Annotated in this window: 13 protein-coding genes; 4 read left to right on the top strand and 9 right to left on the bottom strand. The window is 52.9% G+C overall.

Features of this window, described 5'->3' with window-relative positions; translation table 11 throughout:
- Window positions 1-60 precede the first annotated feature (60 nt).
- Window positions 61-534, bottom strand: a complete 474-nt coding sequence (gene greB, locus FDX22_RS28095; protein ID WP_003023524.1) for a transcription elongation factor GreB — start codon at window positions 532-534, stop codon at window positions 61-63.
- Window positions 535-760: 226 nt separating this feature from the next.
- Here greB and ompR point away from each other — a divergent pair, with 226 nt between their 5' ends.
- Together ompR and envZ are read left to right on the top strand one after the other, a co-directional pair.
- Window positions 761-1,480 (top strand): two-component system response regulator OmpR, encoded by a 720-nt coding sequence (gene ompR, locus FDX22_RS28090; RefSeq protein WP_001157751.1) that lies wholly within the window; start codon window positions 761-763, stop codon window positions 1,478-1,480.
- Window positions 1,477-2,829 carry a two-component system sensor histidine kinase EnvZ gene (gene envZ, locus FDX22_RS28085; protein WP_096759268.1) on the top strand — a complete coding sequence of 451 codons (1,353 nt, stop codon included), beginning with the start codon at window positions 1,477-1,479 and terminating at the stop codon, window positions 2,827-2,829. The genes ompR and envZ overlap by 4 nt, the downstream gene beginning before the upstream one ends.
- 55 nt (window positions 2,830-2,884) lie before the next feature.
- On the opposite strand, the gene nadS is transcribed toward envZ, so the two are convergent.
- The 3 genes from nadS to pckA all read right to left on the bottom strand — a co-directional run bounded on the left by nadS (window position 2,885) and on the right by pckA (window position 5,297).
- Window positions 2,885-3,181: a NadS family protein gene (gene nadS, locus FDX22_RS28080; protein ID WP_003837894.1), complete on the bottom strand. Its 297-nt coding sequence runs from the start codon at window positions 3,179-3,181 to the stop codon at window positions 2,885-2,887.
- 52 nt (window positions 3,182-3,233) lie between these two features.
- Window positions 3,234-3,551: a type II toxin-antitoxin system RelE/ParE family toxin gene (locus tag FDX22_RS28075; RefSeq protein ID WP_117342464.1), complete on the bottom strand. Its 318-nt coding sequence runs from the start codon at window positions 3,549-3,551 to the stop codon at window positions 3,234-3,236.
- A 123-nt stretch (window positions 3,552-3,674) separates the two neighbouring features.
- On the bottom strand, window positions 3,675-5,297 hold the full coding sequence (gene pckA, locus FDX22_RS28070; protein ID WP_115257300.1) for a phosphoenolpyruvate carboxykinase (ATP): 1,623 nt from the start codon (window positions 5,295-5,297) through the stop codon (window positions 3,675-3,677).
- Window positions 5,298-5,675: 378 nt separating this feature from the next.
- Here pckA and FDX22_RS28065 point away from each other — a divergent pair, with 378 nt between their 5' ends.
- Entirely contained in the window at window positions 5,676-7,394 is a 1,719-nt protein-coding gene (locus FDX22_RS28065) for a DUF4153 domain-containing protein (RefSeq protein WP_146718097.1), read from the top strand.
- Between the two features lie 50 nt (window positions 7,395-7,444).
- On the opposite strand, the gene hslO is transcribed toward FDX22_RS28065, so the two are convergent.
- Genes hslO through igaA form a run of 4 tightly spaced genes read right to left on the bottom strand, consistent with a single transcriptional unit; the run spans window position 7,445 to window position 11,624 of the window.
- On the bottom strand, window positions 7,445-8,323 hold the full coding sequence (gene hslO, locus FDX22_RS28060; RefSeq protein WP_096759272.1) for an Hsp33 family molecular chaperone HslO: 879 nt from the start codon (window positions 8,321-8,323) through the stop codon (window positions 7,445-7,447).
- 24 nt (window positions 8,324-8,347) lie between these two features.
- On the bottom strand, window positions 8,348-8,749 hold the full coding sequence (gene hslR / locus FDX22_RS28055) for a ribosome-associated heat shock protein Hsp15 (RefSeq protein WP_146718096.1): 402 nt from the start codon (window positions 8,747-8,749) through the stop codon (window positions 8,348-8,350).
- Between the two features lie 10 nt (window positions 8,750-8,759).
- Window positions 8,760-9,428 (bottom strand): GMP/IMP nucleotidase, encoded by a 669-nt coding sequence (gene yrfG, locus FDX22_RS28050; RefSeq protein ID WP_096759274.1) that lies wholly within the window; start codon window positions 9,426-9,428, stop codon window positions 8,760-8,762.
- A gap of 60 nt (window positions 9,429-9,488) precedes the next feature.
- Window positions 9,489-11,624, bottom strand: coding sequence for an intracellular growth attenuator protein IgaA (gene igaA / locus FDX22_RS28045; RefSeq protein ID WP_117342462.1), 2,136 nt, complete (start codon window positions 11,622-11,624; stop codon window positions 9,489-9,491).
- Window positions 11,625-11,947: 323 nt separating this feature from the next.
- On the opposite strand from igaA, the gene nudE reads away from it, so the two are divergent.
- Window positions 11,948-12,508, top strand: coding sequence for an ADP compounds hydrolase NudE (nudE, locus tag FDX22_RS28040; protein WP_168246936.1), 561 nt, complete (start codon window positions 11,948-11,950; stop codon window positions 12,506-12,508).
- 95 nt (window positions 12,509-12,603) lie between these two features.
- Here the strand turns inward: nudE and mrcA are convergent, their stop codons facing one another.
- Entirely contained in the window at window positions 12,604-15,156 is a 2,553-nt protein-coding gene (gene mrcA, locus FDX22_RS28035) for a peptidoglycan glycosyltransferase/peptidoglycan DD-transpeptidase MrcA (RefSeq protein ID WP_170974773.1), read from the bottom strand.
- Window positions 15,157-15,230 lie beyond the last annotated feature (74 nt).

The raw sequence follows: 15,230 nt of genomic DNA, 5'->3' as shown, positions 1-15,230 counted from the left end.
GTTATACGGATTGACTGGCAAAAATGCCAGCCATCAGCAGGGGCTTCGGATTGTTCCGTCTTATTTAACGTACTCAATCTCATTCACGTACCAGCTTGCTTCTCCGCCAGGGGTGTTCACTACCGCGAGATCGCCGACCTCTTTTTTGAGCAGGGCGCGCGCCATCGGTGAGTCGATAGAGATGTAATCCTTACGGCCAAAGATTTCATCGTAGCCGACAATGCGAAATTTGCGGATGTCGCCGTCATCATTTTCAATCTCAACCCATGCGCCAAAGAACACTTTTCCTTCCTGCTGAGGGGAGTAATCGACAATTTTTAGATTCTCCATGCACTTGGTCAAATAACGGACGCGTCTGTCGATCTCACGCAGGCGCTTTTTATTATACTGGTAGTCAGCGTTTTCGCTGCGGTCACCCAGACTGGCGGCCCAGGTCACTTTCTTGGTGACTTCCGGGCGCTCTTCACGCCAGAGGTAATTCAGCTCTTGTTTGAGTTTTTCATACCCTTCACGGGTTATCAGGGGCGTTTTCATCTTATTGTTTTACCTTGATTCTGTGATGATGCGCACAATTGGTATTACGTGAGCATATCAACAGAATAAATAATGTATTACGAGAAACATTGTATACTTAAGCTGCTGTTTAATATGCTTTGTAACAATTTAGCCTGGAATTCATACCAGAATTTGCTGGTTACTCAGGTGAGCTTTCTTAAGAATACACACTTACAATTGTTGCGAACCTTTGGGAGTAATAACAATGCAAGAGAACTATAAGATTCTGGTGGTCGATGACGACATGCGCCTGCGCGCGCTACTGGAACGTTATCTGACCGAGCAGGGCTTCCAGGTTCGAAGCGTCGCAAACGCTGAGCAGATGGATCGTCTGCTGACCCGTGAATCCTTCCACCTTATGGTACTGGATTTGATGCTGCCAGGTGAAGATGGTCTGTCGATTTGCCGCCGCCTGCGTAGCCAGAGCAACCCAATGCCGATCATTATGGTGACGGCGAAGGGGGAAGAGGTTGACCGTATCGTTGGGCTGGAAATCGGCGCTGACGACTATATTCCGAAACCGTTTAATCCGCGCGAACTGTTGGCGCGTATTCGTGCCGTACTGCGTCGTCAGGCAAATGAACTGCCGGGCGCGCCGTCTCAGGAAGAAGCGGTTATCGCTTTTGGTAAGTTCAAACTGAACCTCGGCACCCGTGAGATGTTCCGTGAAGATGAACCTATGCCGCTGACCAGCGGTGAATTTGCCGTGCTGAAAGCGTTGGTCAGTCACCCGCGTGAGCCGTTGTCCCGCGATAAGCTGATGAACCTGGCCCGTGGTCGCGAGTACTCCGCGATGGAACGTTCTATTGACGTGCAGATTTCCCGTCTGCGTCGTATGGTGGAAGAAGATCCGGCACATCCACGTTATATTCAGACCGTATGGGGTCTGGGCTACGTCTTTGTCCCGGACGGTTCTAAAGCATGAGGCGAATGCGCTTCTCGCCACGAAGTTCGTTTGCTCGCACGTTATTGCTCATCGTCACCTTGCTGTTCGCCAGCCTGGTGACGACTTATCTGGTGGTGCTGAACTTCGCGATCCTGCCGAGCCTCCAGCAGTTTAATAAGGTCCTGGCTTACGAAGTCCGTATGCTGATGACCGATAAACTGCAGCTGGAGGACGGCACGCAACTGGTCGTGCCTCCCGCATTCCGCCGGGAAATTTACCGTGAGCTGGGGATTTCCCTCTATTCCAACGAAGCCGCTGAAGAAGCGGGGTTGCGTTGGGCGCAGCACTATGAATTCTTAAGTCATCAGATGGCGCAGCAGCTGGGCGGCCCAACGGAAGTTCGCGTTGAGGTCAACAAAAGCTCGCCGGTCGTGTGGCTGAAAACCTGGCTGTCTCCGAATATCTGGGTTCGCGTTCCTCTCACTGAAATTCATCAGGGCGATTTCTCGCCGCTGTTCCGCTATACACTGGCGATCATGCTGCTGGCAATCGGTGGTGCATGGCTGTTTATTCGTATCCAGAACCGGCCGTTGGTGGATCTGGAACATGCGGCGTTGCAGGTGGGTAAAGGCATTATTCCGCCGCCACTGCGCGAATATGGTGCCTCTGAGGTGCGCTCGGTGACCCGAGCCTTCAACCATATGGCGGCGGGCGTGAAGCAGCTGGCCGATGACCGAACGCTGCTGATGGCCGGGGTGAGCCATGATTTACGTACGCCGCTGACGCGTATCCGCCTGGCGACCGAGATGATGGGGGAAGAAGACGGCTACCTTGCGGAGTCCATCAATAAGGACATCGAAGAGTGTAACGCCATTATCGAACAGTTTATCGACTATCTGCGCACCGGGCAGGAGATGCCGATGGAGATGGCGGATCTGAACGCGGTGTTAGGAGAAGTCGTTGCGGCAGAAAGCGGTTATGAACGTGAGATTGATACCGCGCTGCAGCCTGGCCTCATTCAGGTGAAGATGCATCCGCTGTCGATCAAACGCGCGGTCGCCAATATGGTGGTCAATGCTGCCCGCTATGGTAATGGCTGGATTAAGGTTAGCAGTGGCACAGAGCCACATCGCGCCTGGTTCCAGGTCGAGGATGATGGTCCGGGCATCAAACCGGAGCAGCGTAAACATCTGTTCCAGCCGTTTGTACGCGGCGACAGTGCCCGTAGTACCAGCGGTACCGGTCTGGGCCTGGCGATCGTGCAGCGCATCATCGATAACCATAACGGCATGCTGGAAATCGGCACCAGCGAACGCGGTGGGCTGTCGATTCGCGCCTGGCTTCCTGTTCCTGTCTCCCGTGTGCCGGGAACAACCAAAGACGCATAAAAAAGGGAGGCGAAAGCCTCCCTCTGTTTATGGGGTAAACAGTAAAACCTCTGGCTTAAATTGCTTTTAATTGATTAATTATAAATGGGTTTTTTTGAATTAATAAAAGCAGTTTTCTTGGTGCTCCAGTGGGTTGGCGTCGTTTCGTTTCCCAGCTTTTAACCAGGTCATAACTCACACCAACCGCTATGGCAAAATCCTGTTGGCGTAACCCTGTTGCTTCGCGGATGGCTTTAACATCAATTTCGCTAAAAGTATGTACATGTTCAGGTTTAGGTGTTTCTTCACCTTTCTCTATACGTACCATTTCTTCTGCACTGGCCAGCAAATCGGCAAATAATTCGTCTTTCATTTTGGCCTCACCACACCGGATCGCGGTGTCCTGATGATTAAAATTCTCATAATTAAATCAGCATATCGGATAAGTGCATTAAAACTCTTTTTTGCTCTTCGGTTAAATCATCCTGTTCATTCTTAGGATAGAGCAAAGCCAGATAGATTCGACCTTTACGCGTCACGTTGTAATAGATAACCCGAATACCGCTGCGCTTACCCATACCAGAGCGACTCCAGCGAATTTTTCTGAATCCCCCCGTACCAGCGATAGTATCCCCTGCCTCAGGGTTTTCAATAAGCGCCTCTTGAAAGGCACGAAACTCATCGTCAGGTAAAAGTAACGGACGGCGTTTACTAAATCCCTGTAGCTCAATAAATGTGAACATGGCGCTTCCTGCGCATGGGGCTAATAGTACAAATTATAGGTGTACAGAGTACATTTTAAAAGAGTAAATACAATAAAAAGCCCCTTATCCTTTCAGATAAGGGGCTATATAACGAATCAAAAATTACAGCTTCGGACCGGCGCTGACTAACGCGGCACCCGCTGGGGTATCGGTATACTTCTCGAAGTTTTCGATAAACAGTTTCGCCAGCGCATTGGCTTTTTCCTGCCACTGTTCTGGTGACGCGTAGGTATTACGCGGATCGAGAATACGTGTGTCTACGCCCGGCAGTTCGGTTGGGATCGCCAGGTCAAACATCGGCAGACGGAACGTTTCTGCGTCATCCAGAGAACCGTTCAGGATGGCATCGATAATGGCGCGGGTATCTTTAATCGAGATACGTTTGCCGGTACCGTTCCAGCCGGTGTTAACCAGATAGGCCTGTGCGCCAGCAGCCTGCATGCGTTTCACCAGCACTTCTGCGTACTGCGTCGGGTGCAGTGACAGGAAGGCCGCACCGAAACAGGCAGAGAATGTTGGGGTCGGTTCAGTCACGCCGCGCTCGGTTCCAGCCAGTTTGGCGGTGAAGCCAGACAGGAAGTGGTACTGGGTTTGATCTGCGGTCAGACGGGATACCGGTGGCAGAACGCCAAACGCATCGGCGGTCAGGAAGATAACCTTGGTGGCATGGCCCGCTTTTGACACTGGTTTAACGATATTATCGATGTGATAAATCGGGTAGGAAACGCGGGTATTCTCGGTTTTAGAACCGTCATCGAAGTCGATAGAGCCATCTTCACGTACGGTGACGTTTTCCAGCAGCGCATCGCGGCGAATTGCATTGTAGATTTCTGGCTCTGCATCTTTAGACAGCTTGATGGTCTTCGCGTAGCAGCCGCCTTCAAAGTTGAACACGCCGTCGTCGTCCCAACCGTGCTCATCATCGCCAATCAGGCGACGTTTCGGGTCGGTAGACAGCGTGGTTTTACCGGTACCGGACAGGCCAAAGAACACCGCCACATCACCTTTTTCACCGACGTTTGCTGAGCAGTGCATGGAGGCAATGCCTTTCAGCGGCAGCAGGTAATTCATCACGGAGAACATGCCTTTTTTCATCTCTCCGCCGTACCAGGTCCCGCCAATTAACTGAATACGTTCAGTCAGGTTGAAAGCCACGAAGTTCTCAGAGTTGAGCCCCTGTTCTTTCCACTGCGGGTTGGTGCATTTCGCACCGTTCATCACGATAAAATCAGGTTTAAAATCAAGCAGTTCTTCGTCGCTTGGGCGGATAAACATGTTTTTAACGAAATGTGCCTGCCAGGCGACTTCGGTAATAAAGCGCACTGAAAGGCGGGTATCGGCGTTCGCGCCGCAGAATGCATCAACGATAAACAGGCGTTTGCCTGAGAGTTGCTGGGTGACTAATCCTTTCAGGTGCTGCCAGGTTTCCTGGGAAAGCGGTTTGTTGTCGTTCTTACCTTTACCCTTGTCGGACCACCAGAGCGTATCTCGCGTGGTGTCGTCACGGACAATGTACTTATCCTTTGGTGAACGCCCGGTAAAGATACCGGTATCAACAGCAACGGCGCCCAGATTAGTTAACACTCCGCGCTCGTAGCCTTCCAGATTTGGATCAAGCTCTTCCTGGTACAGCAGGTCGTAGCTGGGATTGTAAACGATATCCTGAACGTCATTGATACCATAAGCCTCGAGATCTTGCGGGGTTAAACTGTTGTTCACACGCATTTCACTGCTCCTTAGCCAATATGTATTACCTGGAATAGTAAGGTTTTTTAGGGATTGTTAACCGCGACAAGGCTCATAGATTTACGCATCCGGCAAAATCACAGATAACTGAATACGCTGCGACTCCTGTCGCAAATAGGCGGATATTATGGCAGGAAACCCTTTTTTGTTGTGGAAAATGTTCTTAAAACGTTAATGGAGAGTATATTTGGCGGGAATCTTGTGAGTGTAATCGCATTCATGTAGGAAAATAACGTAACTCAAACATATGAAATATCGATTCACGTCGCGTTGTGAGGGGCTGAAAGACACCGGTAAGTGCCAATAATTGTGATGTTGATGCGATAATGATCTTTTCCCCTCATTCTGGATTACGACATGGACAGTGTTGAGCTTTCACGTACGACCCGCTGGGGCATGATGTTTATTGGCCTGCTGCAAGGCGTAGTGTGTTACCTGCTGATGACTTACCTCATCCCCCATAACAGTAGCTGGCTGTTCTATGGAATGCCTGTAACGATAGCGCTGACGTCGGCGATTCTGCTTTCTGTGGTCTCGTTTAAACAGCGCGCGCTGTGGTGCTGGATGGCGGTGATCTTCTGCGTCGTACTGGCGATGAGCATCTGGTTGAAGGGGCACGTTGCAGGAGGGAACCGGTGGAATGAGAATGAGATTTTCTTTGTCTACGGTTGGCGCCTCTTTCTCATGGCTATGCTGGCGTTACCCTGGATCCAGTACCAACTCCATACGCGTACCGACCAGGCGCGCTATCCGCAGTTTTACAGCCAGATATGGCTGAATGTTCTGACATTGCTGATCGTCTTTGTCGCCAACGGCCTGTTCTGGCTGGTCCTCTTGCTGTGGAGCGAGATGTTTAAGCTGGTCGGTATTCCCTTTTTTAACACGCTATTCTTTGAGACCGACTGGTTTGGTTATGTAACGTTTGGCCTTATTACCGCGCTGGCGGTGATTCTGGCACGTACGCAGTCACGCCTGGTGACGGCGGTACAAAAGCTTCTGACGTTGATCGCCACGGGTCTGCTGCCTCTGGTCGCGTTGTTAGCGCTGATGTTTATGCTGACATTACCCTTTACCGGTCTGGAGGCGATTTCGCAACGGGTGTCTGCGGCGGGGTTAATGTCGACGCTGACGTTGCTGCTCCTGCTATTGATGGTCGTTGTGCGCGAGCCGCATAAACGCGACTTACCCTATCCAGGGGCATTACGTTATCTGATTAACACCTCACTTCTCGTCGCCCCGGTTTATATGTTGATAGCCAGCTGGGCGCTCTGGGTCCGCGTCAATCAGTATGGCTGGACGCCTGAGCGTCTGCATGGTGCGCTGATCATCGCAGTGCTGCTGGTTTGGTCATTCGGCTACATGGCGAGCATTATGCGCCGTGGACGCAATCCACTGGAAATTCAGAGCAAAGTCATCCTCGGTGTTTCGTTACTGTCTCTGGGACTGTTGATTCTGCTGACATCGCCGGTCATTGACGTCTGGCGTATTAGCGTCAACAGCCATATGGCCCGTTATCATAGTGGCCAAATTTCACCGGATCAGGTCAGCCTGTACATGTTGCGTAATAGCGGAAAACCGGGGCGTGCTGCGTTGGAGGCGTTACAAAAGGATGACGCTTTCACTAAGGACAGTAAGCGCAGACGTGATTTAAACGCCATTCTACGCGGAAACCTCGATCCCATGTGGGAACTGACCACAACGCAACTGGCACCTATGGTGATGATTGCGCCGGGTAGCAAAAAACCCGATGACGCATTCTGGCGGTTTGTAAAACAGCAAAGCTACCGTATTAGCTCCTGTGTTGAGCAGGATGCATGCGTGTTAGTGAATCAGGATCTTAACGCAGATGGTCAGCCGGAGCAGGTGCTTTATGCTTTTGGCGAGGGAGAAAGTCTGATCTTTGGCATGAAGGAAAAGCAATGGTCTTTGCTCGGCGCAGCCCAGTTACCTGAAGGATTCACGAAAGCGACGCTTTTGCAGGCGGTGGAAAATCACAGGCTGACTACAGCCCCCAGAATCTGGCGGGATATCACTCTCGATGGGAAACGGTTAGAGATTAACTACTACGCTGAGTAAACGCTGGAACAAGTAGCCCGGCAGAATGGACTGTCTGCCGGGCTATGAACTTAATGCACTTGTGGGTCAGCAGGGGATGCGTTGTTGCGGATCTCAGCAATATCCATCGCGTTAAACAGATAGTGGCTCGCGCAGTAATCGCAATTCATATCGATCTCGCCTTCTTCAGCCAGAATGCTGTCCACTTCTTCGTCCGGCAGGGTTCTTAGCGCATCTGCACAACGCTCACGTGAACAGGTGCATTTGAACACCACGTCCTGCGGATCGTACAGAGTCACCTCTTCTTCGTGATACAAACGCCACAGCACATCATTCGCTGGCAGCGTCAGCAGCTCTTCGGCTTTAATGGTTTCCGTCAGCGTGGCGAGGTGGGTAAAATCATCGGCCTGCGCGTCTTGTGCTGGCATCACCTGCAACAGCATACCGCCTGCTGCTGGCTTGCCATCGACGTCGCCAGTGCGGATAAACAGACGCGTTGGCAGCTGTTCTGAACGCAGGAAGTAATCTTCCAGACAGGCGGCCAGCGTGTCACCTTCCAGACCCACCACGCCCTGATAGCGTTCACCTTCTTCCGGTGTAATGGTGATCACCAGATAGCCGTTACCGACCAGCGTTTTCAGATCTGCATCTTCAGGGATATCGCCCTGAATGCGCGCGACACCGCGCATCTGCTGCTTGTTGTTACCGTTAATCACCGCCAGGCTCAGCGGGCCATCGCCCTGGAGCTGTACGGTGATATCACCGGCAAACTTTAGCGTAGCGGTCAGCAGGCTGGTGGCGACCAGCAGCTCGGCCAGTACGGTTTTAACCGGCTGTGGGTAAGTATGGTTTTCGAGGATCTGTTGCAGGGTTTGTGAAACAGTTACCAGCTCGCCGCGCACGGCAAAGTTTTCAAACAGATAACGATGTAATTGGTCATGTTGCGGCATAATCATCTCTCTTGCGGGTGACAGTCATTCACTGTCGCCGTGTTTAAATCGTAACAGGTCGCGGCGCTCTTTTTTGTCCGGTCGCCTGTCCGGGTGCGGCATGGTCAACGCGTTAAGTTTACGCGCCAGCGCTATTTTTTCGCGCTTTTCCACGCTTTGCGCGGTTTCTTCGTACAGCGTAACGGCTTCCGTTGCCGGGCGACGCTGTTCGGTAATGGCCTTAACAATCACCGTCCGCTCGTCATTTCCCTGGCGCAAGGTGAGGGTGGCATTCAGCTCGACAATCTTGCTCGGCTTACTGCGCTGCCCGTTGTAATGCACCTTACCGCCTTCAACCATTTCGCGAGCTATCGCACGCGTTTTATAAAAACGCGCAGCCCACAGCCATTTATCCAGCCTGACGTCAACAGGGGGCTTCTCTTTCATGGCATCTCCTTCACATCAGTGAGGGGATCAGTCGGCGGTAGTCATTCAGTGACGGATGGCGTGCATACTGTTTTTCCGCAATACCTGAATCGGGATTGGTCACGCCGAGGCAGTAACGAATGCCGAATTGAGCAGCGGCGTCGAGAATGGCTTCGCTGTCGTCAATAAACAGCGTTTTCTCAGCACGCATTCCCGTTTCTTCAGCTACAGCGTGCCATAACCGCTGATCCTCTTTGGGATAACCAAATGTATGGGTGGAAAGTAATAAATCAAGGTGTGAGGCCAGACCGGTATGCTCCAGCTTCACCGCCAGGTTATGTGGATGCGCGTTGGTCAGCAAAATACGGCGCTTGCCGCAGGCCTTTAAGGCATCAAGAAAGGGGACAGTATCTTCGCGCAGCACGGCGCGTGGCCCTTGGGCTGTCGTCATGGCACAAATATCCAGACCCAGGCGTTCGCTCCAGTAATCCAGGCAGTACCAGTTTAGCGTATGTTGCACGGCGTGATATTGCTGGCGAATATAGTTCTGGGCTTCCTCGGGAGAGATCCCCTGCTGCGCGCCATACGTTTCCGGCACCAGTTTTTGCCAGAAATAGTTATCGAACGCCAGATCGAGCAGTGTGCCGTCCATATCCAGCAGCACGGTGTCGACGTCCTGCCAGGCGATATCAATATGCATAGGAACTCCCAAAGGAAAACAGATGCGCGACAGGGTAGCATATCCTGTCGCGCGGGCGTGTTATCGAATGAGGCTTTCCGGATCGTCAATCAGCGTGGGATTCAGGCAACTTTCGTAGTATCCCTGAATTTCTGCGATGCGTGAGCGGTGGCGCTGGTAGCGTCTGAACGCCTGAATGCCGTTATAGAGCGCACAACCCAGCATGGAAAACATCAGCAAGGTGGTGCCGAGGTAACGCCACAGGCCTGAACGATCCGGGATACGGTGCAGCCCGATGTGTTGGGTTCCATTGGCATCGGTCGTGACATTGGTGACGATCCCTTCCGCGCGGAATGGTGTCTGCATGAGCATCTGCGCCAGACGCTGGAAGGCGTTCCACTGCTCCTGAGGCGGATAGTCATACAACGATGTGGCAGGCCAGGGCTGATCGACCAGATCGCTGCCTTCGTCACTGATAATCAGGAAGCCGCCAGGCGCAGGGCTGTTCAGTGCCTGAGCGGCGCGGGCGGTCTCACGTGCAATAAACGGCGCAGTGGAGGTATTGACCAGGTTATCCAGCGACTCGGCGCTGACCGGGCGCAGCAACACGTTTACACCATCCAGCTTACCTGCGTTGGCCCGCTTCACCAGCGCGGTCCAGTCTTTACTGTTACCCAGATTGACCAGCGCATTTTTCAGGCGCACACATTCATCTTCGGCGGCGCACAGGTCGGCAGTCTTCAGGACAATCTCACCAAAGTCATCCAGTAATACCATGCCGGATTTCTGAATGGCCGATCGTAACGATGCGCTGACACGGGAATCATCATCGGGTTTGGGGTGTAGTTGGCGGCTGACGGCCTGCGTGAGTGCCGTCGCTTTATTCACCAAATCGGACTCGGGCAGCGGCAGCGCGCGTGCATCATTCCAGATAATCTGTGAGCAATCGAAAGGTAGAAAAGGCGTGGTGGGCTGTGCGTTCCAGCTTCCGGATGTGTGAATGTTGCACATTCCCGTACCGCTCAGATGCAGGGTATCGCCGACGCGAACCCCGGCGTTTTCGAGCTGCTTAACGCTGGTGGCCTCGATAGTTTGCGCGCCTTTCATCCAGGACAGCGTGAATTTTATCGGCATATCCAGCGGGATCCAGAACAGCAGCATCAGCAGGACCAGCAACGATCCCCCTGCGATAACAGCGCTGCGTAGCCAGTGCTGCAAGGGGAAGTTTTTCACTTCGTCATGCAAGGATAAAAAACGCCCCTGGCGGACAACGTGGCGATCGAGATAAATATCGATATCCGTTTGCTGCCCGAGATCTTGCGCAATGTAGGGCTGCCAGTGAGGTGGATAAATCAGATCAATAATACCCAGTGAGATATTATTAATATGTTCCTGGTCGTTTTCGCCAAACAGCCCCCAACGACGCGGGGTTCCGCGCAGGCAATGGATCTCCCGCAGGGCAGTTTTAGACGGCGGGGCGAACAGTCCCCACAGGCCCGCAGCCAGCAGCAATACGGCACCACCGGCCAGCCACGGTACAAAACCATCCGGCACGATTAAGCAAAAGAAGAACAACAGGAAAGATGCGGCAATCAGCAACGCCTCGCGGAGTCCTGCCGGGCGGCTCAGCGCATACTCTTCATGGGTTTCCTGGCGAATATTTAGCAGCTCAATTTGCTCGCTTTCTTCACCACGAATAGAGGCCTGCGTCGATGCAGTATGCTGTAGCGCATAGCCACGCGCTTCCTGCATGTACTCTTGCAGCGTATGACCGTTTAACGAGATCACCAGCGGTAGCGTATTTGTGTGGATCAGCTCAACGCTATTTTCGTCATTGATGTATTGTTCCCAGAAGGGAGGCAAATGCACTTCGACGGAATCCAGATAATAACGCCACTTATTGGGATCGTCCGTGGTGATACCGTAGCGCGTAATCGAATGGGTCAGCACGATGACGCTATTACTTTGGGCATTCAGTGTGAGCGATACAGGGGCGGCGCTGGCGCCTGTTGGGCCAGGTATCTGCTGATTTTGACTCAGGTTTTCCAGGTAGTTTTCGACTGCGCTGCGCTCTTCGGGCGTCAGTTTACGCTTATTGGCGTCTGAGAAAACGTTACTCCAGGGCAGTTTTTGCCGCCTGGATTTTGATCTGAGTCGCCACCCTGCAAGTAACGAGCAGGCCAGCAAAGCAGCTAAAAAAATCAGAATGGTGCTCATGCTTTCCCCATCTTACTTAGTCTGTCAGGCGTGGTCAGTCGCACCCTGGAAAATAATCGTGATTCTGTCGTTGGCTATCGGCAAGCGTGGAGTTGAACTTGAGCATCTTTAAAGTACAGCCCAGTAAATGCGAATCATAGCAAAATCACCAAAAACGGCATATCAGCAAATTCCTGGAGTTATTTCAACCTATTGACTTTTAATTTGAAATGGGAATTAACTTTTAGTGCGTTACATAAATGTAAATAAACGGCAATTCACATTGCCGAAACCGTGCGGTATATCGCACAATGACCCCAGATTTCACGGCAAAGACTCTCACGATGAGCAAATCATTACAAAAACCCACGATTCTGAAAGTGGAAACCGTCGCACAATCCCGGCTGTTTAAAGTCGAAAGTGTTGACCTTGAGTTCAGCAACGGCGTACGCCGCGTCTACGAACGTATGCGTCCGTCCACGCGCGAAGCGGTAATGATTGTGCCGATTGTTGATGACCATCTGATTCTCATCCGCGAATACGCGGTCGGGACCGAATCTTATGAGCTTGGTTTTTCCAAAGGGTTAATCGATCCCGGTGAAAGCGTGTTTGAAGCGGCGAATCGGGAGCTGAAAGAAGAGGTCGGGTATGGGGCAAATGACCTGACGTTTTTGAAAAAACTCAGCATGGCACCGTCCTATTTCTCCAGCAAGATGAACATCGTCGTGGCCGAGGACCTGTATCCTGAATCGCTGGAAGGTGATGAACCCGAGCCGTTGCCGCAGGTGCGCTGGCCGTTGGCACATTTGATGGATTTGTTAGAAGACCCGGACTTTCACGAAGCGCGTAATGTGAGCGCGCTGTTTCTGGTGCGTGAATGGCTGAAAGGGCAGGGACGACTGTAGCGTATAGCGCCGGAAGGTGACGCCAGAGGCGTCTTATCCGGCCTACCATGTTGCGTTAAGTAGGCCGGATAAGCGAAGCGCCATCCGGCAATAGATCAGAACAGTTCGTGAGCCTCACCATTATCAATAATGGTGGTCCCCACTTCATGTACCGCCTGCTGTGTGGGCTGAGTCCCTTCAATAAAATACTCTTCGCGACTGTTGCCGCCGCTCGCCAGTTGACCGGTGCTGCGATCGATATTGACCGTTACGATACCTGGCGGTGGCGTCAGCGGCTGCTCTGGTACGCCCTCTAACACACTCTTCATATAGGCATCCCACGCTGGCTGGGCACTCTTCGCCCCCCCTTCATAGCCGGAGATCTGATCTTTGATCGCACCCGAGGCCGTAGAGTGTCCAAGGTTACGGCGATGGTCATCAAAACCAATCCATACCGAGGTCACGACCCCTGGGCCGTAGCCGGAGAACCAGGCATCTTTCGAGCTGTTGGTGGTCCCGGTTTTACCGCCGATATCTCGACGCTGTAAATCACGACCTGCACGCCAGCCGGTACCCATCCAGCCTGGCTCACCAAAGATATTGGTGTTCAGCGCGCTTTTAATCAGGAACGCCAGCGGCGTGTTGATCACATGCGGGGCGTATTCCTGGGTCCCGCTTTGCGCGACCAGCGCCTGATTCGCCTGCTCAAGTTGCGGCATTGGCACCGCGGCATTCTGCTGTTCCTGAGAAATGGCAACGTCTTCAACGTTACTGTTTTCCAGCACGTTAGATTTCTGGGTGTCGCCATAAATCACCGGAATATCACACTCCGGACAGGCAATTTTGGGCTTCGCTTCGAAGATAACACCGCCCTGATCGGTTTCAATCTTACTGATGAAGTACGGATCAACCAGGAAACCACCGTTGGCCATCACCGCGTAGCCGCGGGCAACTTGCAGCGGGGTGAACGAGGCGGAACCCAGCGCCAGCGACTCGGTATGAACAATATTTTGCGCCGGGAAGCCAAAACGTTGCAGATACTCTGCTGCGTAATCTACACCCATCGCGCGCATGGCGCGGACCATCACCACGTTCTTCGACTGACCCAGCCCCTGACGTAAGCGGATAGGGCCGGCATATTGCGGCGGTGAGTTTTTCGGCTGCCAGTCAGAGCCTGCGCCCGCATCCCAGCGGGAAATTGGGACGTCATTCAGCATACTGGCCAGCGTCAGGCCTTTATCCATTGCCGCGGTGTAGAGGAACGGTTTGATATTCGAACCGACCTGACGTAACGCCTGGGTAGCACGGTTAAACTTGCTCTGGTTGAAATCAAAGCCACCAACCAGCGCCATTACCGCGCCGTTTTGCGGATTGATGGAGACCAACGCGGAGTTGACGTCAGGAACCTGTGCCAGCCACCAGGCGTCACCGACCTGGCGGACCCAGATTTGCTGACCCGTCTGGACAACATCGGTCACTTTTCGCGGCGTCGGGCCCTGTTGGGTATCGGAGCGGTAAGGACGCGCCCAGCGCATGCCTTCCATACGCAGCGCCACCGATGTGCCGTCCGCCAGCGTGGCGGTCGCTTCCTGTGGATTTGCGTTGGTGACCACCGCCGGCAGCAGCGGTCCGTAGGTCGGCAGCGCTTTTAGTGAGTCGGTGATTTTTTTGGTGTCCCAGGCGCTTTCGCCCACTTTCCATAGCACGTTTGACGGGCCACGGTAGCCGTGGCGCATGTCGTAATCCATGACGTTATTACGGACCGCCTGCTGGGCCGCCTGTTGGACTTTACGCGTAATGGTGGTGGTGATGCGATACCCGTCTTCATAGGCTTTTTCACCATAACGGCTATACATTTCCTGGCGCACCATTTCAGACAGATACGGCGCAGAGAAGGCAATTTCCGGCGCATGATAGTTGGCGTCAATAGCTTCGCTGCGTGCCTGATCGTACTGGGCCTGCGTGATGTAGTTTTCGCTCAACATACGCGACAGCACAACGTTACGTCGCGAGGTAGCCCGGTCCATTGAATAGAGCGGGTTGAAGGTTGACGGTGCTTTTGGCAGACCGGCGATGACTGCCATCTCGCTTAAGCTGAGCTGGTCGACCGTCTTACCGAAATAGACTTGTGCTGCGGCACCAACGCCATAGGCGCGATACCCCAGGTAGATCTTATTCAGATAAAGCTCGAGGATCTCATCTTTACTCAGCAGTTGCTCGATGCGGATCGCGAGGAAGACCTCTTTGATCTTACGCATCAGCGTGCGTTCCGGGCTGAGGAAGAAGTTTCTCGCCAACTGTTGGGTGATGGTACTCGCCCCTTGCGACGCGTGCCCGGAGAACAGCGCAACGCTGGCCGCACGGAAGATCCCCACCGGGTCAACGCCGTGGTGCTCATAAAAGCGGCTGTCTTCGGTGGCGATAAAGGCTTTGACCATTTCCGGCGGCATCTGATCCAGCGTGACCGGAATACGACGTTTCTCGCCATATTGCGCGATCAGTTCGCCGTCAGCGCTGTAAACCTGCATCGGGATCTGCAAACGCACATCTTTTAACGTCGCGACGTCAGGTAATTGCGGCTCAATATAGCGATAGAGGCCATAAATCGAGCCTGCTCCCAGCAGGATGCAACATACTGCAAGGATTAATAAATACTTTACGAACTTCACTGGAGATTTCCCATTTAGTGGCATTTGGGCAGTTTATAAACAAACGCGCGGTAGTATAAAGGCAAGCCAGACGC

Origin of the sequence: Citrobacter sp. TBCS-14 (assembly GCF_005280805.1) — a bacterium.
GTDB lineage: Bacteria > Pseudomonadota > Gammaproteobacteria > Enterobacterales > Enterobacteriaceae > Citrobacter > Citrobacter gillenii.
This window is presented reverse-complemented; position numbering and strand designations above follow the sequence as displayed.